This window comes from Dietzia massiliensis, assembly GCF_018390595.1.
In the GTDB taxonomy this organism is placed as follows: domain Bacteria; phylum Actinomycetota; class Actinomycetes; order Mycobacteriales; family Mycobacteriaceae; genus Dietzia; species Dietzia massiliensis.
The window spans coordinates 20,412-40,575 of the sequence record NZ_JAHBAV010000030.1 but is presented as its reverse complement, the minus strand read 5'-3'; the positions used below and the strand labels follow the sequence as shown (position 1 = coordinate 40,575).

The following is a 20,164-nucleotide window of genomic DNA, read 5'->3' as shown; positions in this document are numbered from 1 at the left end:
CCTCGACTTCGCGGGGATAGACGTTGTAGCCACCACGGATGACTAGGTCCTTCATCCGGTCGAGAATCCACAGGTCACCGTCCTCGTCCATCCGACCGATGTCACCGGTGAAGAACCACTCGCCGTCACGCACGGCGGCCGTGGCCTCGGGCCTGCCCCAGTACTCGCGCATGACCACCGGGCCTGCGATTGCCACTTCGCCGACCTCACCGGGAGGCAGGTGGTTGCGGTCATCGTCGACGATCGACAGGCGGCACCCGGCGAGGGCCCGACCGACACTCATCTCCTTGCGGGGATGGACGGCACGGTTGCAGGTCGCCGCCCCGGTGGTCTCACTCAACCCGTAGCCGTCGAGGACCATCGCGCCGAAGCGGTCGCGGAAGGCCCGGGCGACCTTGAAAGGCAGAGCGGCGCCGCCGGAGCAGGCCAACCGCAGGTTGCTCAGGTCCTCGGCGGTGACGTCGGTGTCGGCGTGGAGCATGGCGTTCCACATCGTCGGCACTCCGGCGAGAGCGGTGAGCTTCTGGTCGGCTGCCATGCGCAGCAGCGAGGCCGCATCGAACGGCCGCAGCAGCGAGAGACTGCCGCCGGGCGTGTAGACGGTGAACATCACCGCGGCCTGGCCGAAGACGTGGAACAGCGGGAGGGCGGTGCCCATCCGGTCCGCGTTCGTCACTTCGAGCGCGTCGGCGTAGGCGGCGCCACAGGCGAGCAGGTTGCCGTGGGTCAGGACAGCGCCCTTGGGCGAACCGGTGGTCCCTGAGGTGTAGAGCAGCACTGCGGCGTCCTCGGTCGAGACGTCGGCGAGGGCAGGCCGCTCCCGGGCAGCGGTGACGCAACCGGGCTCGAGCAGCCACAGTGGGAGGCCGCACGTGTCCGCGATTGCCTCCACTGGCCCGCGACTCTCGTGCCACCCGAGCACGGTGGTACATCCGGCGTCCTCGACGAAGTGGGACAACTCACGCTGCGTGCACAGGGGATTAACGGTCACGGCGGTCGCGCCGAGTCCGAGGACCGCGTGATACGCCACGACGAACTCCTCACTCGTCGGCAGTACGATGAGGACGCGGTCGCCCGGCTCGACGCCGAGGTGGGCGAGCTTCGCCATCGCCCCGCCGATCTCGAACCGCAGCTGCGAGAACGTCCGGGGCCTCTCCCCTTCTCGCAGCGCCACGGCGTCGGGTGTCTCGTCTGCCCACTTCCACACCAGTCCGGCGGCGTTGCTCATCGGGTCCCTCCTCGGAGCTGTTGCTGGTATCGCTGCATGCCGTGAATCCAACGATCGGGGTCGTCCACCTTGCGTTTCAGGAACTCCCGCACGTTCGCGTGGGGCGTGATGAGAAAGGTTCCCTCGGCGATCGCCGCAAGGACCTGATCGGCGACATCGCGGGGAGCGAGGACGTCGCCTGCGTTGGTCACGGCGGCCGCGGCCACCTTGCCACCGTCGCTGCCCGTCGAACTCATCCCGGAGCGGAGCATGTCGGTGTCGACACCCATCGGGCACAGACAACTGACGCCGATACCGTCGGCGCCGTAGGTGACGGCGAGCCATTCCGCAAGGCCGACAGCGCCGTGCTTGGACACGGAATACGTGGCCGAACCGACCTGTGTGAGCAATCCCGCTGCCGAGGCGGTGGAGACGAAGTACCCGCTCCCCCGCTCGACCCACCCCGGTACGAGCTGCCGAGCCGCGCGCACGTGGGCGAGCAGGTTGACGTCCAGTGCGAGCTGCCATTGTTCGTCCGTGGCAGCCAGGCCGGAGCCGTCGCCGACCCCGGCGTTGGCGAAGAAGAGATCGACCGGGCCGTAGTGATCCTGCGCTGCGGTGATCATCTCGCTGATCGTCTCCTCGCGGGAGGCGTCCCCCGCGACCGCGATCGCGCCGAGACGCTCAGCGGTAGCGGTCAGCCGGTTCTCGTCGAGGTCGGAGACGACCACCCGCGCGCCGGCCTCGAGGAGCGCTTCCGCGAGGGCGGCACCGATGCCACCGGCAGCGCCGGTGACCACGGCCACCTTGTCGTGTACCTGCATCGGGACGCCCATCAGTCGCACGGCCCGCCCGCAACGTAGAGAACCTGGCCCGTGGTGAAGCCGGCGCCCTCGCTCGCGAAGAAGGAGACGGCATGCGCGATGTCGTGGGGCGTGCCCGTGCGACCGACGGCCGCCTGGTCGCGCGCCATATTCTTCAGGTCGTCGAACGAGATCCCGATGCGCTCGGCGGTTTCCGCGGTCATCTCGGTCTCGATGAATCCGGGGGCGATCGCGTTGGCGGTGACGCCGAACTTCCCGAGTTCGATGGCGAGGGTCTTGGTCAGACCTTGCATGCCGGCCTTCGCGGCAGAGTAGTTGACCTGGCCCCGGTTCCCCAGCGCCGATGTCGAGGAGAGGTTGACGATACGACCGAAGCGTTCCTGCGTCATGTACGCCTGGCAGGCCTTGGTCATGAGAAAGGCACCGCGCAGGTGGACCGCCATGACGGAGTCCCAGTCCTCGACCGACATCCTGAAGATCAGGTTGTCGCGGATGATGCCGGCATTGTTGACCAGCACCGTGGGCGCACCGAGTCGATCGGCGATCCGAGCAACGGCGGCCTCGACCTGGTCGGGATCCGACACATCGGCGCCGACCGCGAGCGCCCGGCCCCCGTTGGCGACGATGTCCTCGACGACGTCCGCACAGGTGGATTCGTCCAGGTCCAGTACTGCCACCGCCATTCCGTCGCCGGCCAGTCGCCGGGCGACGTCCGCGCCGATACCCCGCGCGGCGCCGGTCACGACGGCGACACGCTGCTGATCAGTGGTCATGTGAGCTCTCAAGTATCCGTGTTTGCGATCTATCTCACATGTTAGTTGAATCCGGTTTCAGGTTCAACTATGGTTGAAATCACAACGTTCATGACCCAAGGAGTTCCGCGTGACCCAGACCGCCCGACACCGCCCGACTTCCGTGCAGGACCTGAAAGACCTCTCGGGCCGAGAGCTCGGCCCCACCGAGTGGCACACCGTTGACCAGTCGCGCATCGACAAATTCGCCGAGCTCACCGGCGACCATCAGTGGATCCACGTCGACCCCGCGCGAGCGGCGGACTCGCCGTTCGGCTCGACCATCGCGCACGGTCTCTACAGCCTGTCGCGCACACCCGCCTTTCTCGAAGAGCTGATGGCCTTCGACGGGTTCGCCCACAGCCTCAACTACGGCTACGACAAGGTCCGCTTCATCCACCCGCTGCCGGTGGACTCTCGGATCCGGATGCGCGCCACGCTGACCTCGGTTGAAGAGACAGCCCCGGGCGCGGTGAAAGTCGTCACCACACTCACCGTCGAGGCCGACGGCATCGACAAGCCGATCCTGGTCGCCGAGTCGATCGGCCGCTTCACGGTCTGACCCGTTACTCGCGCGAAAAGGGACCGCATCTGCAGTGCAGGTGCGGTCCCTTTCTGGTTCCCGGTCCGGATTCGACCTAGTGGCGCACGGCCATAGCCCCCGAGAGGGGGAGCTGCCACCCGAGACCTCGGTGGGCGGCTACCTGCTCATCGATCCGCTGCGCGACGCCGGCGGGGAAGGGCGCCGTCCGTCGCGCGGTGAGGTCGACGTGGCCCTCGATCATCTCGAGCGTGTTGGCGATCCGCCCGGTAGTACGGTTGACGATCACCGAGATGCCGTGAAACACCTTGTCCCCGCGGTCGAGCCACCGGACGTGGACCGAGATCTCCTCACCGATCCGCACTTCGTCGAAGAACTTGAGGTGCTGCTCCATACTGAAGACCCCCATCCGCCGGCTGGCACGGTAGGCCTCGTCGATTCCCACTCGACGCAACTCCTCCTCAGCCCCGCGGATGTGGAAGCCGTAGAAGTGAGCGACGTTGACGTGGCCGTTGCCGTCCTCCCACTCGCCTGCGGCGACCGTACTGCACGCCGCCGGGATCTGGTCGACCTCCTCCACGGAGGGCAGGTTCTGTCTCACGGCACCAGCACGACCTTGCCGGTGACCGAACGCCCCTCGAGGGAGCGCAGTGCAACGGAGGCGTCCTCTAGTGGATGAGTGGCGCCGACGACGGGCCGCAGAGCCCCGCTTCTTAGGTGCGGCAGCATCGCCTCCCACTCCCTGCCGACATGGCCGGGGCGGGATAACGCGTAGGCACCCCATCCGACTCCCACGACGGAGACGTTGTTCAGCAGGAGCCGGTTGACCTTCACCTCGGGGATGGATCCGGCGGTGAAGCCGATGACGAGAAGACGGCCGTGCTCCCGCAGGGAGCGCAGCGAGTCGGTGAACCGTTCACCACCGACGGGATCGACGACGATGTCGACGCTCGCTTTGCCGACCGCCTCGAGGAAGCCGTCGGCCGGGACCACCTCGTCCGCGCCCGCAGCGCGGGCAATCTCGCCCTTCTCCGGCGTGGAGACCACTCCGATGACCTTGCCCGCCCCGAACGCCTTCGCCATCTGGATGGCCGCGGTCCCGATCCCGCCCGCGGCGCCGTGGACGAGGACGGTCTCACCCTCGGCGAGGTGACCGCGCTCGACGAGGGCGAAGTAGACCGTCGCGTAGTTGAAGGTGAAGGATGCCGCCTCCTCGAAGCCGACCTCGTCCGGCAGTGCGAAGGTGAGGTCGGGGCGCGCCAGGGCCTGCTCCGCGAAGCCACCGAGCAGCGTCAGGGCCGCCACGCGGTCACCGACAGCCAGGCCGCTGCCCTCGGGCGCAGCGGTGACGACACCGGCGACCTCCGCCCCCGGGACGAAGGGGAGCTCGGGCTTGAGCTGGTACAGGCCTCGGGTCTGGAGCAACTCGGGGAAGGCGACCCCGGCCGCTTTGACCTCTATGGTCACGAGCTCGTTGTCGCGGAGGTCGGGGAGCTCGACGACCTCGACGGCGTCCGGGCCATCGAGAGAGGAGATGTGGATGGCGCGCATGGTCAGCCCTTTCGGATTCTCAGCAGAAGCTTGCCGGTGTTGACCCCGTCGAAGAGGCCGAGCAGGGCGTCCGGGAAAGCAGGCACCCCGCCCTCGAGGATCGTTTCGGTCGCGACGAGGCGCCCCTCGGCGATGAGTTCCGAGATCTCGGCGACGGCCTCGGCGTAGCGGTCCGCGTAGTCGAACACGACGAACCCCTGCATCGTGGCGCGGAAGACCAGAAGGGACATGTACCGCCGCGGGCCGTCGGCGAGGGTCTCGTCGTTGTACGTCGACACAGCCCCACACAGCACGACCCGGGCGCCGCGGCGCAGGTTGGCCAGTGCCGCGTCGAGGAGCTCGCCCCCGACGTTATCGAAGTAGATGTCGATTCCGTCGGGGGCGGCGTTGCGGACCTGGCGCAGGAGGTCGCCCTCCCGCCGGTCGATGACCTCGTCGAGTCCGAGCTCGCGGAGCCAGGACACCTTGTCCGGACCACCGGCGACGCCGATGACGCGGGCCCCTTTCGCCTTGGCCAGCTGCGCGACGGTGCTCCCGACCGCCCCGGCCGCCGCGGAGACCAGGACTGTGTCACCGGCCCGGAGTCGGCCGACGTCGTGGAGGCCGAAGTACGCGGTCATGCCGGGCATGCCGAGCGCGCCTAGCCAGGTGCCCATCGGGGCGATGTCGGTGTCGATACGGTCCACCCCCTTGCCGTCTGACAGCGCGTACTCGCACACGCCGAAACTGCCGGTGACCCGGTCGCCGACGGCGAAGTCCGGGTGCTCCGAGGCGATCACCTCGCCGGCGCCCAGTGCCCGCATGACGTCTCCGATCCCGACCGGGGGAATGTAGGACCGCACGTCGTTCAGCCATCCGCGCATCGCCGGGTCGAGGGAGATCAGATCGACGCGTACGAGGATCTGACCGGGACCCGGGTCCGGGATTTCGGTGCTGGTGAGATCCCAGGTACTGGAGTCTGGGCGGCCTTGCGGGCGGGCGGCGAGACGGATCTCCTGCGAGGTCTGGGACATAGGTCGACTCCTGTGTTCGGTGCGGGGTTTGTTCGTCAGCCTCCCACAATCTGAATCTAGGTTCAACTAGTATGAATCGGGATTCAATCGAATCTCGAGTCGACCCACTGCACCCGAACGAAGGACAACAATGGACATTCCCGCCCTCTTCTCTCTCGATGGACGCGTCGCCCTCGTCACCGGCGGGTCCCGCGGCATCGGCCGCATGATCGCCGAAGGCCTGCTCGCCCAGGGCGCGACCGTCTACATCACCGCGCGCAAGTCAGAGGCCTGCCTGACCACCGCCGACGAGCTGTCCGCGACCTACGGCGAAGGGCGGTGCGTCGCCCTGCCGTACGACATCTCCACGACCGCTGGCATCGCCGCCCTCCTCAACGCATTCCGCGAGAACGAGGACCATCTCGACATCCTCGTCAACAACGCCGGTGCAGCGTGGGGAGAGGCCTTCGACGACTTCCCCGAAAGCGGTTGGGACAAGGTGATGGACCTCAACGTCAAGGCGCCCTTCTTCCTCACCCAGGCCGCCAAGCAACTGCTGCTGGCAGGACGCGAGAGCACGGGCCACCTCGCCAAGGTCATCAACATCGCTTCGATCGACGGGCTCTCCCTCAACCCGATGGAGACGTACTCCTACCACGCGAGCAAGGCCGGCATCGTCCACCTGACCAAGCGCATGGCGGTGCGCCTGGCTCCCGAGGGCATCATCGTCAGCGCGATCGCCCCTGGCGCATTCGCGTCCGCGATGAACAAGGAGGCCCGCGACCACGCCGAGGAGATCGCCGGCGAGATCCCCTCCGGCCGTATCGGCCGTCCCGAGGACATGGCGGCCGCGGCGATCTACCTGGCCTCGGACGCCGGCGACTATGTCGTCGGCAGCACTCTCGCCGTCGACGGCGGGGTCAACATCGCCCGCTGACCGCGCGGAGTTGCGCGCTGGACGCCTCAGTCCGCGCGCAACTCCGGCGTCGTCAGGCCCAGGGCATTGGTCCACAACCGGGTCGCTGTTTCGACGAGTTCGTCGATGGACTCGACCACCGCGCCCCCGGTAAAGGATTCGAAGGCCAATCGGGCGACCATGCCGGACAGCGCCATCGCCGCCATCGAGGCGTCGACACCGCGATCTGCCAGGCCCCGTTCCTGCAGATCCGCTATGGCACGCGCGTTACGCGTGACGAAGGCCATCGTGCGGGCGTTGCGCAGCTCGCGGAATCGGGGATTGAGCGCCGCCACCTCCTGCAGGAGCACGTTCAGCCGGGCGTTGCGCCGATAGGCTTCGAAGTAGGCGCGGTTGCTGGCGGCGATGATCGCGACCGGGTCATCGCTCGCCTCGATACGGCCCGTCCCCGGATGGAGCATGTCGCTTTGCGCTTGGTACAGGACAGCAGCAAGAACCTCGTCCTTGCTGTCGAACCACGTGTAGAAGCTGCCAATCGAACATTTGGCCTCGGCGGCAATGTCTACGAGCCGGGAATCAACGTAACCATCGCGCTCGAACACCGTGCGCGCGGCCGCGATCAGAGCGTCACGGGTGCGCCGGCCACGCTCCGTCTGCGGCTGCGGCTGGGCACCCAGCCGTGCAGCATCGACGAGGTCGGGGGCCGCCGTGCTGTTATCGCGGTCGCTGGACATACCGGTCATGCTAGCGGCCGCTTATCCGGGAGCGACAATGGTGAAACCGCTAGGGCTTGTCTACTGCATCGCGTAGCCAGGTCGGCATGGAGCGGAGGTGACGCCGGGGCGGCAGGTGGACGGAGCTAGTCATGGCGGGTAGCGAGGGCTCGCCATTGCGTGGCCAGGCTTCGGCGAGCATCGCGCCGTTGTTGCGTTGGCCTCCGGTGGTTACGCCCGGTGCGAAACGGGTGTCGAACATGCAGGTCAGTACCCACTTGTCGACGCACACCATGTTGGTATACGAGCGGCCGCGATTAGCTCATGTTCTCCGGGGTCCAGTAGGCGCGCATCGAGGCGACCTTGCCCTGGTCGTTGTGCACCATGAGGTCCCACACGTTGATGGTCGCCTTGGAGCCGCCGTCGAAGTGGGTGGTGATCTCGAAGTTGAACAGCAGGTCGTTGCCGCACACGCGGGTCTCGAGGACCTTCGCCTCGATCTTCAGCGCGGTGACGGTGGAGTAGAAGGCGCGGATCGCGTCCGCGCCCTCGTGCACGGTGCCGCCGCCGACGGGGTCCTCGACGGTGGCGTCGTCGGCGTAGAGGGCCATGACGGCCTCGAGGTCGCCGGCGACGAGCGCGTCGACGTAGGACTGCGCGGTGGCGCGGATCTGCTCGGGTGCGGTGGCTGCGGCGCTCATGGTGGGTGGCCTTTCGGTGACGACGACGAGGTGACCCGAGCCTAGAACGTGTTCTCACGCCGCGGGCGCGCACCGGGGTATTTCCCGGTCGGCCTCCTCGTCGGTTGCGCCTCTCCCGCCCCAGTCCTACCCTCCTCTCACCACTGTCACAGGGCCGGCGGGCCCGGGGAGCGGGGTACGCATGTCCACACAGCAGACGTCCCGACAGCCGTCCGACGAGGAGTCGTTCCACACGGGCCGGGTGGTGATCATCTCCCTGGTAGCCGCGCTCGGCGGGTTCCTGTTCGGCTTCGACACCGCGGTCATCAACGGCGCGGTCGACGCGGTGCAGCAGGACTTCGGGATCGGTGCCGGGCTGATCGGGTTCACGGTGTCCTCGGCGTTGCTCGGATGCATCCTCGGCGCCTACCTGGCCGGGCGACTGGCCGACCGGTGGGGCCGCACCCGCGTCATGGTCCTGGCGGCGGTGTTGTTTCTCGCGAGCGCCCTGGGATCGGGGCTCGCGTTCGGCCCGTGGGACCTCATCGCCTGGCGTGTCCTCGGTGGGCTCGGGGTGGGCGCCGCGTCGGTCATCGCGCCGGCGTACATCGCGGAGGTCGCGCCGCCGGCCGTCCGAGGTCGCCTCGGTTCGCTACAGCAGCTCGCGATCGTCTCGGGCATCTTCGTGGCACTGCTCTCGGACGCGTGGCTGGCGGGAGTGGCCGGCGGCGCGATCGAGGAGTTGTGGTTCGGGGCGGCGGCCTGGCGGTGGATGTTCTGGGCGGAGGTGATCCCCGCGGTGGCCTACGGCGTGCTGGCGCTGATGATCCCCGAATCGCCGCGCTACCTGGTGGGCCGCGGGATGGTCGACGAGGCCAAACGCGTGCTGCGGTCGATCCAGGAGGGCGGCATCGACTCCCGCATCCGCGAGATCCGGGCGACCGTCCGCGAGGACCGCCGCCAGTCGTGGCGGGACCTGATCCGCCCGGGCGGGTGGAACTTCCTGCCCATCGTGTGGATCGGCATCATCCTGTCGGTCTTCCAGCAGGCCGTGGGCATCAACGTGATCTTCTACTACTCCACGACGCTGTGGCAGTCGGTCGGCTTCGCCGAGGAGGACGCGTTCACCCAGTCGGTCATCACGTCGGTGACGAACATCGTGGTCACGATCGTGGCGATCGCGCTCATCGACAAGATCGGGCGTCGCAGGCTGCTCATGATCGGCTCCGTCGGCATGACGGTCTGCCTGGCGGTGATGGCGGCGATGTTCAGCCAGGCCACCATGGTCGCCGGGCCGGACGGCGAACTCGCCCCGCAGCTCGGCGACACCTCCGGGCTCGTCGCGCTGATCGCGGCCAACGGCTTCGTCGTGTTCTTCGGCATGTCGTGGGGCCCGGCGGTGTGGGTGCTGCTCGGCGAGATGTTCAACAACCGGATCCGCTCCACCGCGCTGGGATTGGCGGCGGCCGCGCAGTGGCTGGCGAACTTCGCCGTGTCGACCGCCTTTCCGCCGATGGCCGAGTTCAGCCTGCCGTTCACCTACGGCTTCTACGCGGTGGCGGCGCTGCTCTCGCTGCTGTTCGTGGCGCGGTTCATCCCCGAGACGACCGGCCGCTCGCTGGAGGAGATGGAGTAGCCACCCGCGCCACCGCACGTCGCCCGGCGACCCGCCCCGCGGACCCTCACCGTGACTGGACTCCGCCAGCCGTCACTTCGGTCCGCGTTCGCCCAGGTCGCCTCCCGGTGGAACGTACACAAGCGACGGCTGACGCGCGAAACCCTCTCGGGAGGCGCCGGGCGGGTCAGGCCGCGTCGTCGGGCGTGCGCACCGCGCAGAACAGGTCGGTGCGCAGCGTGGCCGGGTCCATGTCGGGCGACGGCTCGGTGACGTAGGACTCCCAGAACGGCAGCCCGGGCGCGCGTCCCGTCCCCGCGATCTCGCCCATGAAGTCGCCCCAGGCCCGCCCGAGGTCGTCGTACGAGCCCACGTGGCTGATCACGGCGATCTCGCCGGCCGGCAGCTCGGAGGCGACGAGCTGTCGACCGTCGGCCTCGATCGGCTCCGTGCCCACCTGCTCGGCCAGCTGGGCGCGGAGCGGGAAGCCGATCTCCAGGTCCACCACCGAGTCGGGCCCCTCGACCGCGGCGGTGTAGAGCGCGATGGGCGGGCCCGCGGGAGCCAGGCCGACCTCGAACGCGCGCGGCAGCACGGTCCCGAAGACGGAGTCGAACACCCCGGTCAGCTCCGACATCGGCACGCCCGTCACGCGGACCACCGCGGTGGGCACGGCAGGCGCGCGCAGCACCCGCATCCCGTCGATCGGGTCCGCACCGAGGTCGGGGTAACCGGACGGGGGGTCGGCCGGCGCCGTCGGCGCCTGATCGTGCGACGAAGAGGATGACGACGACATGGTGTGCCCTTCCGACGACGAGGTGCCTGTTCCCAGTGTGCGCTGCGGTCGAGGCGAGGGGAAGACCCGCCGAGCAGCAGGGTGGGCCCCCGGCGCCAGCGAGGGATGCGGCCCGCGCTCGCCGGGGGGACACTGGGGGCATGCCCCACTACCGCCTCCACACCCCCGACCAGACCATCGATCTCGGCGAGCACGAGACCGCCCAGCAGGCCCTCGAGTCCGCCGTGGCCGGCCATCGTGAGACCCGACCCTCCGACGGGTCCCTCGAGGTCCAGGTGGGCGAGTCGTGGCACCCCGTCGACATCGAGGGGGACATGCCGTGAGCGCGGTGACCCAGTGCGCGACGTGCGGCGTCGAGCGGGCGGAGCCCCTGCCCGAGGTGTGCCCGATCTGCGCGGACGAACGCCAGTACGTGCCCGTCGCAGGGCAGCGCTGGACGACGCCCGAGCAGTCGCGGGCGGCGGGTGCGTCCATCGAGTTCACCGAGCGCGAGACCGACGTGATCGGTCTGGAGCAGAAGAACTGCCCCGGCATCGGCCAGCGGCCGTCGCTCATCCGGACCGACCACGGGAACGTCCTGGTCGAGGTGCCGAACTACATCAGCGACGAGGCGGTCGCGGCGATCCGCGGGTGGGGCGGCCTGTCGGCGATCATCGCCTCGCACCCGCACATGTACGGGCTGCAGTCGCTGTGGTCGGCGGCGTTCGACCACTGCCCGGTGTACGTCTCCGCTCCGGACGAGCAGTGGCTGGGCCTGCGACCGCGCAACACGATCGTGTGGGGCGGGGGCCACGCGGCGGACCCGGCCGACGGCGGCGAGATCGAGATCCTTCCCGGCGTGCGGGCGTCGCAACCGGGCGGCCACTTCCCCGGCAGCGTGGTCGTGCACTGGACCGCTCCGGACGGCCGCGGCGTGCTGTTCAGCGGCGACACGATCGGCACGGTCGCCGACCGGGAGTGGGTGACGTTCATGCGGTCGTTCCCCAACTGGATGCCGCTGTCCGGGGCGGTGGTGCGCCGGATCGCCGAGCACGTCTCGCGGTACGACTTCGACAGGCTCTACAGCAACTTCGGTGGCTTCGTCCCCCGGGACGCGCGGGCAGCGGTGCGGCGGTCGGCCGAGCGCTACGCGGCGTGGGTCGACGGAGAGTACGACCACCTCACCTAGGGGCGCCCGGGCCCGACCCGCGTTCGGCGGACTCGGCGACGTCGCCGCGCTCGTCGGCCGCGGCACCCTCCCCGCGCTCGGCCGACTCGGCCCGCTCCAGGCGCTCGGCGCGCTCTCTGACCTGCTCGAGCCGACGATCCCATCCCCGCGACACCGCGCCGAGGAGGTCGGAGATCTCCCGGATGCGGTTCGGCCGCACGGCGTGTACCTGCCGACGGTGATGCGGTCGCGCGTGCACGAGCCCTGAGTCGGTGAGGATGCGCAGGTGCTTGGCGACCGCCTGGCGGCTCACGCCGAGATCGCGGGCCACGGCGCCGGCGTCGTCGGGCCGATCGGCGAGTCGGACGAGGACCCGGCGACGCGTCCGGTCCGCGAGGGCGCCGAACACACCGTCCGCCTCTTCGCTGAGCAGCCGGTCGTGCGGGTCCTCTCCCCTCGGGCTGCTCATCCGCCGCCCTCGGCACGCGCCCGCGCGAGCTCCAGCTCGGACACCCAGCCCTCGGAGTTCTCCTCGAACCGCCGGCGCCGGACGGCCGCGTCGTCGTGCAGCCCCGCGAAGCCGGTCTCGCGGACCGTCAGGACGACGCCCGATCCGTGGTCCTCGATCGTGAACTCGACCAGATTGGCCTGCGCCTCGTCGATCTCTCCGGCCATGCCGCCGAGCCACCGGAACACCGCGCGACGCGGCGGGTCGAGCTCGACGGTGCCGATCGTGAACTCGCCGTGCACGGGGTCGACGACGCGCGACACGTCGCCGTCGGTGGTGATCTCGTGCTCGGTCCATGTGCCGTCGTTGATGAACCATCCCGGTTCCGACACGATGGCCCAGACCGTCTGCGCCTCGGCTTCGATGTGGATGCTGCGGACGATCTCGTCGGGCACGTCATCGCTGGTCACTCCCGCTCCGGGCGCGCATTCGCCGTCGACGGGCACGGTGTTCTCGCTCATCGGGCTCTCCTCTCCCCCGCGGTGCCTCCCGCTCGGTGAGGTGGTGTCGCGGCTGCACCTGCCCTCCCACGATGACACGCCGCGCGCCCGAGTGCAACCATTCAGTTGCAGTTAAGCGCTGTCTCGGCCGCGGCGAACTCCCAGAACCGCGCGGCCGCCGCGGGGTCGGAGGCCTCGGCGCTCCGACCGATGAGCGTGGGCATGCCGCGCAGGTGCCTCATCGCGTCGGGACCGGTGTAACTGCACGGCGGTAGCGGCCGGGTCGCGGCGCTCATCGTCGTCAGCGCCGCCTGCGCCGCGGGCTGGGCGAACAGGGCGCAGACGCCGGTGACGATCCTGTCCAGCATCGCGTTTCCCGTCGCGTTGGAGATCCCGGTGGCCGCCCACCCGGGGTGCGTGAGCTGGACGTCGACCCCGACCCTGCCGGCCTCGGCACGTCCGTCGCGCAGCCGCCTCTCGAGCTCGAGCCCCCACAGCATGTCCCCGAGTTTGGACTGCGCGTACGCCGCCGCGGACGTCCACCGCCGGCGCTGGAAATGCGGGTCGTCGCCGTCGAAGGTGCCCGCGTGGTGGGCGTTGGACGCGACGATCACCACTCGCCTGCGCACCACGGGCAGCAGCAGGTTGGTGAGCAGGAACGGGCCCAGCACGTTGACGCCGAGCAGCATCTCGAACCCGTCCACGGTCTCCCGCCGACGAGGCGTGATGGCTCCCGCGTTGTTGACCAGCACGTCGATCTCCTCGCGGCCGCGGCCGTCCTCGCCGGTCAGTTCGCCGGCCGCGCGTCGCACGCTCGCGAGGGAGGCGAGATCCGTCTCCACGACCCGCGCGTCGCCGGGCAGTTCGGACGCCACCTGACGACCGCGGGCGGTGTCGCGGACCGCGAGGATCACCCGCGCCCCGTGCCCGGACGCCGACCGCGCGGTCTCGAGGCCGACCCCGCTCGTCGAGCCGGTGACGAGCCACGTCTGGCCGGTGAGGTCGGGAATATCGATCTGCTTTCGCGCCACGGCCGAAGCGTACGACCCCGAGCTGCGCGCCCGCGCCACTTCGCATCGGTGCCGGCAGCTCGAACCAGCCCCGTGAGACGCCGCGCGTGGGGCTGCGGCGGCGATCCGGTCGTAACCACCGCGGAAAAGGTCGTAGTCATGTGGGCAAAACGCCGCCGGGGCCACGATGGCGACGTCCAAGAAATCGATGATGACGACCAGATGCGCGATGGACCGGCGAGTGTGCGGTCACGTGTCGAAACGGCGGGCCAGTTGACCTAGCGGCGACGGGGGCGGGCACCCTACTGCGGGGCTCGCGAAGAGAACCGGCTCGCCGCTTGCGGGGCTGGGTGAAGCCGGGACGAACGCGGCCCGCCGCTTGCGGGACCGGACGAACCCGCCTGGAGAGGCGCGGGCGGCGGACTACCCTCCGGGTATGAACTCCCTCACCTCCCCGAAAATCGGGCGGACGCTCTGCGCGGCGGCTGCGGCCCTCGTCGTCGTCGCCCCTCTCACCGCCCCCACCGCCGGCGCGGCGCCCACCGCGGCGACCAACCCGGCACCCACCTGGTCCGGACTCGACACCCGCGAATGGGCTCGGCCGGTCCCCGCGCCGGGGGCCGCGGCGGAGACCGTCCCGCTCGACCCGTCACTCTCCCTGCCGCAGGCCGGACGGGCGGTGCGGCAGGTCTACGGCACCCTCGACCAGCACGGCCGGCCCGCGATCTCCGGGTCCGCGGTGTTCCTGCCCCACGGTCCCGCGCCGGAGGGCGGCTGGCCGATCATCGCGTGGGCGCACGGCACGACCGGCCTGGGCGACGACTGCGCGCCCTCCACCCAGCCCCGCTCCGAGCGTGACGCCGAGTACCTCGGCCACTGGCTCGACCGGGGCTACGCCGTGGTCGCCTCCGACTACGTGGGCCTGGGCACGCCCGGGCTGCTCAGCTACCTCAACGGGCCCGCCACCGGCCAGGCGATCGTCGACTCGGTCATCGCCGCACGCTCCGCCGCCCTGCCCCTCTCCCCCACCTGGGCACTGGTCGGCCAGTCGCAGGGCGCCGGGGCCGCGCTCAACACCGCGGTCCGCGCCACCGAACTCGGCGCGCCCGCCGGGCTCGACTACCGCGGCGTCGTGGCCACCGGGGCCCCGGCGAACATCGAGCACATCTTCCAGTGGGGCGGTCCCGGCTTCCCTCCCGTCCAGCTGCCGACCGGACTCAACGTCTACGCGATGTACATCCTCGCCGGGTTCCGCGACCAGCACCCTGAGCTCGACATCAACGGCTACCTCACGCCGGCCGGGCGCGAGATGGTCGACGCCGCCGAGACCCTCTGCTACGCGGCGATGCGCGAGAAGGTGGGCGGATTCCAGATCTCGCAGGCGCTCTCGCGGCCCCTCCAGGAGATCCCCGACGTGTTCGGCCACCTGCGCCGCTACATGGGAACGCCGGCGATCGGGTACGACCGACCCGTGTTCCTCGGCCAGGGGTTGCTCGACCTGGACGTGCCCGCGCCGTCGGCCCTGTCGCTCGCCGCGGAGATGACGCTCAACCGGCAGCCGCTCGAGCTGCGCGTCTACCCGGACCGCGACCACAGCGGGACCGTGTACGCCGCGACCCCGGATGCGACCGCGTTCCTGGCGCGGGTGATGGGATGACCGGGTGATGGGGTGATTCAGATCACCCCGAGCACCCCCGTTCGGTGCGGTCGTCCACTTAGCACCGCGCATCCCGGCACGTCAGGGCGCGCGCTCGAGTGCTCACAGTGTGACCTGCACAATAATCGTTACAGACTTGTCACATCGCGCTGTCACGGGTTAGAGTCTCGCCATCGCCGCGCGGGGATGTTTCAGGGACTCCCCGCGCGGCTGACATCATTTCGGGGCGACGCCGGGTTCGCCAGGCCGCTAGATTGCCGGGACAGCGCGATTCCTAGAACGCGTTCTAGTACCGTTGAGGCCATGAGCGCCCTCGACTTCGAGTCCACCAGCAAGACCATCACCGCCGGCCGTTTCGAGCTGCACTACCACGAGGCAGGGCGGGCCACGAGCGCAGCGGGCACGGCCGAGCCCGAGAGCGCGGTGCCCGTCCTGTTCCTCCACGGATCCGGTCCGGGCGTCACCGCCTGGTCCAACTTCTCGGGCAACTTCCCGGTCTTCGCCGAGCGGTTCCACACCATCCTGCTCGACATGCCGGGCTTCGGGAAGAGCTCCGACCTCGAGTGGGAGAAGGCCTACCCGATGATCGCCGCCGAGGCGATCGACACGTTCTGCGAGGCCAAGGGCATCGAGAAGGTCGACATCATCGGCAACTCCATGGGGGGCAACGTCGCGTGCGAGACCGCCCTCGCCTACCCGGACCGAGTCCGCAAGATGGCCCTCATGGGCCCCGGCGGCCTCGCCGCGCCGCTGTTCGCGCCCGACCCCAGCGAGGGCTCGCGCCGCCTGTTCGAGTTCCTCGCCGATCCGACCGACGAGAAGATGAGCGCCTGGGTCGACACGATGGTGGGCAACAAGAAGGTCGTCTCCCCCGAGCTGATCCGCGCCCGCACCGAGGCCGCGACCGCGCCGGGCGCCGTCGAGCGCATGTACTCGATCTTCGGCTCGATCCTCAAGCCCGAGAACGCCTACACCCCGCTGTACGCCCGCGCCTCCCAGATCCGCCAGGAGACGCTCCTCATCTGGGGCCGCGACGACCGCATGCTCCCCTACGAGCAGGCGCACTTCGCGTTCCGCCAGCTCCCCAAGGCCGAGCTGCACGCCTTCTCCCGCTGCGGGCACTGGGCCATGATCGAGCAGAAGGACAAGTTCGAGCGCCTGGTGATCGACTTCCTGCTCAACTGAGCGCCCGCCGGGCGGCCGGGCATGTGGCGTCCGGTCGCGTCGTGGGCCGGACGTGTCGCGGCCGCCGGGACGCGGGTTAGCCTGTCGTGCATGACCGACTCCCCGCAGCCCGGCCAGCCCGGCCAGCCCGAGCAGCCGCAGGACCAGCCGCCCGCCGTCGACCCGCGGACCGGCGAGGACCTGTCGTGGAAGCAGACGCCCGTGACGATCGTGCTGCTCGACCGGCCCGCCCCCGGCTACGACGAGATCGGTGAACTGCTCGCCGAGATCTTCGAGGGCTCGTACGAGGTCGAGCGCGGCACCGAGGACGATCCCGCCACGGCGGTGTACATCGAGGACGCGACGGTCATCGTCTCCTCGATCGACGCCCCCGTGCCGGAGGCCGCCCAGTACACGCGCGACCTGGCCGCGTGGAACGGCGGCGAGGCCGTGGTGGAGACGCACCGGTCCCAGGTCCTGGTGGCGGCGTTCCGGTGGGGGCCGATAGGCGACGACGGCGAGCCCACCGATCCCGAGAACCTGGATCCTCGGCTCGACACGCTCCGCTGCGAGTTGGCGGTCGCGAACGTCTCGGCAGCACTGACCGCGCTACCCGGCTCGGTGGCCGTCACCGTGGGCGGCGCCGCGATGACCCTGCCGGCCGGCCCGTACCGCGACCTCGTGACGGGCAACCCGGTTCCGGCGCCGGCTCTCGTCGGGGTGCGGGCGGGGATGCAGTCCGAGTCCACGTCGTGCGTCTACACCACGGGGATGGGCAGGTTCGGCCGGATGGACCTCGAGCGCCTGGACGTGGACGCGCCGCCCGCGGCCGTGTACTCCGAGATGTGCAATCTCGTGGCGTACTCACTGGCGACCGGCACCGTGTTCGTGCCCGGCCAGACGATCGAGGTGGGCGGGCCGCAGCCGCTGGTCGCCAGCGCCGAGGTCTCCCCGTTCACCGGCCAGGAGATCCTCCGGCTCGCGCCCGGCCCGCAGGGCTGACCGGCACGCGCCGGGCCCGGGCGCCGCGGCGCGGACCCGGCCCGAGGGGCTGACGGTCAGGGCCGCTGGCGGTTCATCCGCTCGACCACCAGCCGCGTCGTGGCCGCGAGCTGGAACGGCCGGATGACCGGCTCGATCCGGCTGGCCAGCCGCTCCTTCTTGAGCCGGGCGATCACGCTGCGGACCAGCTCCGGCAGCGGGTTGCCGAGGTGGTCGACCAGTGGGTAGATCCGCACCTCCGGCGCGATCCGCGCCATCTCGACGATCGCGTCGACGTGGTCGGACAGATCCATCCGGTCGGCGTACGTGAACAGCAGGTGCGAGCACAGCACGAGGTCGGCCGAGTCGCTGGCCAACGGCAGCGACGGCAGCGCACCGGCGATGTACCGCTCGGGCGAGGCCGCCAGGTCCGTGAGCATCCGGTCGGCTGCCGTGCGACGGATCGCCTCGTATCCCACGACGCCGCCGCGGACGTCCCAGTCGAAGTCCACCTCGCGCGCCTGCTTCTGCGCCACCGAACGGTCGACGTCCGCGAGGATCCGGCTGCGGAGGTCGTCCGCGCCCCGGGCGTACTGCGGGTCCACCGCGATCGCGTCCCCACCGGCCGCGCAGATCTCCGCCACCGCGCTGGCCGCGCCGCCCGGGCAGTCCACGATCCGGCCCTCCAGGTCAGCCCCGTTCAAACCGAACATGTCCGTGTACTCGGCCAACGAACGCGCGCTCACGAGGACATCGGTGTCCTCCAGCGCGTGGAACGTGGTGTCGGGACTTACGGTCACCTGGGACTCTCCTGGAGTGAGCCGGCGCGGATCGGATTTCCGCCGCCGTGGGGTCATGAGCGTGGACCCGGGTCCCGGCGCGGACCGCCGCTGATACCGACCGCGGCCCGCCCTTCCCCGGTGGGCCCGCGCGTCGTCCGTGCTACGCCATGACGGCGTGGGCGACGCGGGACCTCTCCGGTACGCGTCGCCAGCACATCAGCACATCTTTCGGCACGGACTCACCGTAACAGCGGCGTACGACAGTGGCCACCGTGAAGTTCACGGTGATCAGAATCGACTCCTGAGGTGCACCACCGGCCGAACATGACACACGCTAGGGTTTTGTCCAGTTCACGGTCCTCGCGGACCACCTACCGTCTCGACCCCCGGGGAGCACTTGTGAGATCACCGACCAGCCGCCGCAGGAGAACGCCCGGACTGTCCGCCGCCGCGGGTGCGCTCGCCCTGGGCGTCGCGATGGCGCTGGCCCCCGCCGTCTCGCCCGCCGCCCCGGAGGCCGCCGCGCAGGGCTCGTCCAACACGCCCGACCGCAGCGCGTTCTACACGCCGCCGGCCGACCTGCCCGCCGAGCCGGGCACGGTCATCCGCACCGAGCCCATGACCATCACGCCCAGCTTCCCCGATCTGGCGAACGGCGGCGCACTGCCCGCCGACGCGCAGCGGATCATGTACCGCTCCACCGGTGCGGCGGGCGGGCCGATCGCCGTCACCGGCACGTATCTCCAGCCCAAGGCCCCGTGGACCGGGCCGGGCCCGCGGCCGCTCGCCGTGGTCACGCCCGGTACCCAGGGCCAGGGCGACCAGTGCGCGCCGTCCAAGTCCATGGAGGTCGGGCTCGGCGTGCAGACCGCACCGCTGTCGGCGGCCGCCGGCTACGCGGTGATCGACGCCCTGACGATGGTCCAGGAGGGCTTCGCCGTGGTCGTCACCGACTACGAGGGCCTCGGCACTCCCGGCCACCACCCGTACGTCAACCGCGACTCGCAGGGCCGCTCCGCGTTGGACGCCGCACGCGCCGCGCTGAGACTCCCGGGCACGGATCTCGCTCCCGACTCCAAGACCGTGATCAGCGGCTACTCCCAGGGCGGTGGCGCCGCCGCGGCGGCCGGTGAGATGCAGCCGACCTACGCGCCGGACGTCACCCTCGTGGGCATCGCCGCGGGCGCACCGCCGTCGGACATGATCGGCACGCTCGAGCGCGTTGACGGCGGCCTGCTCACGGGCGCCGTGGGCTACGCGATCAACGGGATCCTGCAAGTCCACCCCGAGCTGCGAGAGGCGTTCGACCGCCAGCTCAACGACGAGGGCCGTCGGATGCTCGAGGTGACCGCCGGGCAGTGCGTCGCCGAGACCGGCTTCGCCTACGGCCTGCGCCGGACCACCGAGTTCACCCGGGACGGCCGCTCCCTCGCCGACGCGGCCCGGTCCGAGCCGGAGATCATGCGTGTCCTCGAGGGCTACAACCTGGGCGACGAGGCGCCGGCGGTCCCGTCGCTCGTGCTGATCGGGCGGAACGACGACGTGGTCCCGCACGACACCGCCGTCGACCTCGTCCGGGACTGGTGCGCACAGGGCACCACCGTCGAGCTGCGGACCGCCGAGGCGCCCGCCCTGGCCCCAGGCCTGGTGATCGACCACGCGATCCCGATGCTGTCCGAGCGCGCGACCAACGCCCGCTACCTCATGGATCGGGTGCACGACCGTCCCGCACCGAACTCCTGCGGGACCGTCTGACCGACGCACGCGAACGAAGGAGGGGCCCGCCACGCGGCGGGCCCCTCAGTCGTCTGTGGGCCCTTCACTCGTCTCCGGGCCGTCGCGACCGCGC

General features: G+C 70.3%; 22 protein-coding genes. 9 read left to right on the top strand and 13 right to left on the bottom strand.

What is annotated here, in order from left to right; translation table 11 throughout:
* The 3 genes from KHA85_RS09955 to fabG form a co-directional block, all read right to left on the bottom strand.
* Nucleotides 1-1,228, bottom strand: a 1,228-nt coding sequence (locus KHA85_RS09955) for a class I adenylate-forming enzyme family protein (RefSeq protein ID WP_213185671.1), incomplete at its 3' end; no start/stop codon positions are given.
* On the bottom strand, nucleotides 1,225-2,031 hold the full coding sequence (locus tag KHA85_RS09950; RefSeq protein ID WP_063935537.1) for an SDR family oxidoreductase: 807 nt from the start codon (nucleotides 2,029-2,031) through the stop codon (nucleotides 1,225-1,227). The genes KHA85_RS09950 and KHA85_RS09955, both read right to left, overlap by 4 nt.
* Before the next feature lie 11 nt (nucleotides 2,032-2,042).
* Complete coding sequence (fabG, locus tag KHA85_RS09945) at nucleotides 2,043-2,804, bottom strand: 3-oxoacyl-ACP reductase FabG (RefSeq protein WP_213185670.1); 762 nt, start codon at nucleotides 2,802-2,804, stop codon at nucleotides 2,043-2,045.
* 109 nt (nucleotides 2,805-2,913) lie between these two features.
* On the opposite strand from fabG, the gene KHA85_RS09940 reads away from it, so the two are divergent.
* On the top strand, nucleotides 2,914-3,384 hold the full coding sequence (locus KHA85_RS09940) for a MaoC family dehydratase (protein WP_131885658.1): 471 nt from the start codon (nucleotides 2,914-2,916) through the stop codon (nucleotides 3,382-3,384).
* A gap of 76 nt (nucleotides 3,385-3,460) precedes the next feature.
* On the opposite strand, the gene KHA85_RS09935 is transcribed toward KHA85_RS09940, so the two are convergent.
* From KHA85_RS09935 to KHA85_RS09925, 3 genes are read right to left on the bottom strand one after another with little or no spacing between them, the layout of a single operon-like run.
* Complete coding sequence (locus KHA85_RS09935; RefSeq protein ID WP_213185669.1) at nucleotides 3,461-3,964, bottom strand: thioesterase family protein; 504 nt, start codon at nucleotides 3,962-3,964, stop codon at nucleotides 3,461-3,463.
* Nucleotides 3,961-4,914, bottom strand: coding sequence for an NADPH:quinone oxidoreductase family protein (locus KHA85_RS09930; RefSeq protein WP_061228364.1), 954 nt, complete (start codon nucleotides 4,912-4,914; stop codon nucleotides 3,961-3,963). Before KHA85_RS09930 ends, KHA85_RS09935 begins: the two co-directional genes overlap by 4 nt.
* A gap of 2 nt (nucleotides 4,915-4,916) precedes the next feature.
* Nucleotides 4,917-5,927 (bottom strand): NADP-dependent oxidoreductase, encoded by a 1,011-nt coding sequence (locus tag KHA85_RS09925; protein ID WP_213185668.1) that lies wholly within the window; start codon nucleotides 5,925-5,927, stop codon nucleotides 4,917-4,919.
* Between the two features lie 130 nt (nucleotides 5,928-6,057).
* On the opposite strand from KHA85_RS09925, the gene KHA85_RS09920 reads away from it, so the two are divergent.
* Nucleotides 6,058-6,843 (top strand): SDR family oxidoreductase, encoded by a 786-nt coding sequence (locus KHA85_RS09920; protein ID WP_213185667.1) that lies wholly within the window; start codon nucleotides 6,058-6,060, stop codon nucleotides 6,841-6,843.
* A 26-nt stretch (nucleotides 6,844-6,869) separates the two neighbouring features.
* Here KHA85_RS09920 and KHA85_RS09915 read toward each other — a convergent pair whose 3' ends face one another.
* Together KHA85_RS09915 and KHA85_RS09910 are read right to left on the bottom strand one after the other, a co-directional pair.
* Nucleotides 6,870-7,556: a TetR/AcrR family transcriptional regulator gene (locus tag KHA85_RS09915; protein WP_213185666.1), complete on the bottom strand. Its 687-nt coding sequence runs from the start codon at nucleotides 7,554-7,556 to the stop codon at nucleotides 6,870-6,872.
* Nucleotides 7,557-7,852: 296 nt separating this feature from the next.
* Nucleotides 7,853-8,236, bottom strand: coding sequence for an SgcJ/EcaC family oxidoreductase (locus KHA85_RS09910; protein WP_213185665.1), 384 nt, complete (start codon nucleotides 8,234-8,236; stop codon nucleotides 7,853-7,855).
* 181 nt (nucleotides 8,237-8,417) lie between these two features.
* On the opposite strand from KHA85_RS09910, the gene KHA85_RS09905 reads away from it, so the two are divergent.
* On the top strand, nucleotides 8,418-9,851 hold the full coding sequence (locus tag KHA85_RS09905; protein WP_213185664.1) for a sugar porter family MFS transporter: 1,434 nt from the start codon (nucleotides 8,418-8,420) through the stop codon (nucleotides 9,849-9,851).
* 166 nt (nucleotides 9,852-10,017) lie between these two features.
* Here the strand turns inward: KHA85_RS09905 and KHA85_RS09900 are convergent, their stop codons facing one another.
* On the bottom strand, nucleotides 10,018-10,626 hold the full coding sequence (locus KHA85_RS09900; RefSeq protein ID WP_213185663.1) for a GyrI-like domain-containing protein: 609 nt from the start codon (nucleotides 10,624-10,626) through the stop codon (nucleotides 10,018-10,020).
* Nucleotides 10,627-10,766: 140 nt separating this feature from the next.
* On the opposite strand from KHA85_RS09900, the gene KHA85_RS09895 reads away from it, so the two are divergent.
* Together KHA85_RS09895 and KHA85_RS09890 are read left to right on the top strand one after the other, a co-directional pair.
* Nucleotides 10,767-10,949: a hypothetical protein gene (locus tag KHA85_RS09895; protein WP_213185662.1), complete on the top strand. Its 183-nt coding sequence runs from the start codon at nucleotides 10,767-10,769 to the stop codon at nucleotides 10,947-10,949.
* Nucleotides 10,946-11,794, top strand: a complete 849-nt coding sequence (locus tag KHA85_RS09890; RefSeq protein ID WP_308936914.1) for an MBL fold metallo-hydrolase — start codon at nucleotides 10,946-10,948, stop codon at nucleotides 11,792-11,794. Before KHA85_RS09895 ends, KHA85_RS09890 begins: the two co-directional genes overlap by 4 nt.
* Here KHA85_RS09890 and KHA85_RS09885 read toward each other — a convergent pair.
* The 3 genes from KHA85_RS09885 to KHA85_RS09875 all read right to left on the bottom strand — a co-directional run bounded on the left by KHA85_RS09885 (nucleotide 11,787) and on the right by KHA85_RS09875 (nucleotide 13,752).
* Nucleotides 11,787-12,242, bottom strand: coding sequence for an ArsR/SmtB family transcription factor (locus KHA85_RS09885; RefSeq protein ID WP_213185660.1), 456 nt, complete (start codon nucleotides 12,240-12,242; stop codon nucleotides 11,787-11,789). The genes KHA85_RS09890 and KHA85_RS09885 overlap by 8 nt on opposite strands.
* Nucleotides 12,239-12,742: an SRPBCC domain-containing protein gene (locus tag KHA85_RS09880; RefSeq protein WP_213185659.1), complete on the bottom strand. Its 504-nt coding sequence runs from the start codon at nucleotides 12,740-12,742 to the stop codon at nucleotides 12,239-12,241. Before KHA85_RS09880 ends, KHA85_RS09885 begins: the two co-directional genes overlap by 4 nt.
* 101 nt (nucleotides 12,743-12,843) lie before the next feature.
* Nucleotides 12,844-13,752 (bottom strand): SDR family NAD(P)-dependent oxidoreductase, encoded by a 909-nt coding sequence (locus KHA85_RS09875; RefSeq protein ID WP_213185658.1) that lies wholly within the window; start codon nucleotides 13,750-13,752, stop codon nucleotides 12,844-12,846.
* A 415-nt stretch (nucleotides 13,753-14,167) separates the two neighbouring features.
* Between KHA85_RS09875 and KHA85_RS09870 the strand changes: the two genes are divergently transcribed.
* From KHA85_RS09870 to KHA85_RS09860, 3 genes are all read left to right on the top strand, one after another.
* A complete protein-coding gene (locus KHA85_RS09870; protein ID WP_213185657.1) occupies nucleotides 14,168-15,388 on the top strand; it encodes a lipase family protein in 1,221 nt (406 codons plus the stop codon).
* Nucleotides 15,389-15,691: 303 nt separating this feature from the next.
* A complete protein-coding gene (locus KHA85_RS09865; protein WP_213185656.1) occupies nucleotides 15,692-16,573 on the top strand; it encodes an alpha/beta fold hydrolase in 882 nt (293 codons plus the stop codon).
* Between the two features lie 90 nt (nucleotides 16,574-16,663).
* Nucleotides 16,664-17,554 (top strand): DUF4261 domain-containing protein, encoded by an 891-nt coding sequence (locus KHA85_RS09860; protein ID WP_213185655.1) that lies wholly within the window; start codon nucleotides 16,664-16,666, stop codon nucleotides 17,552-17,554.
* 56 nt (nucleotides 17,555-17,610) lie between these two features.
* Here the strand turns inward: KHA85_RS09860 and KHA85_RS09855 are convergent, their stop codons facing one another.
* On the bottom strand, nucleotides 17,611-18,333 hold the full coding sequence (locus tag KHA85_RS09855; RefSeq protein WP_213185654.1) for a hypothetical protein: 723 nt from the start codon (nucleotides 18,331-18,333) through the stop codon (nucleotides 17,611-17,613).
* A 381-nt stretch (nucleotides 18,334-18,714) separates the two neighbouring features.
* On the opposite strand from KHA85_RS09855, the gene KHA85_RS09850 reads away from it, so the two are divergent.
* Nucleotides 18,715-20,070, top strand: coding sequence for a lipase family protein (locus tag KHA85_RS09850; RefSeq protein ID WP_100086323.1), 1,356 nt, complete (start codon nucleotides 18,715-18,717; stop codon nucleotides 20,068-20,070).
* Nucleotides 20,071-20,164: the final 94 nt, after the last annotated feature.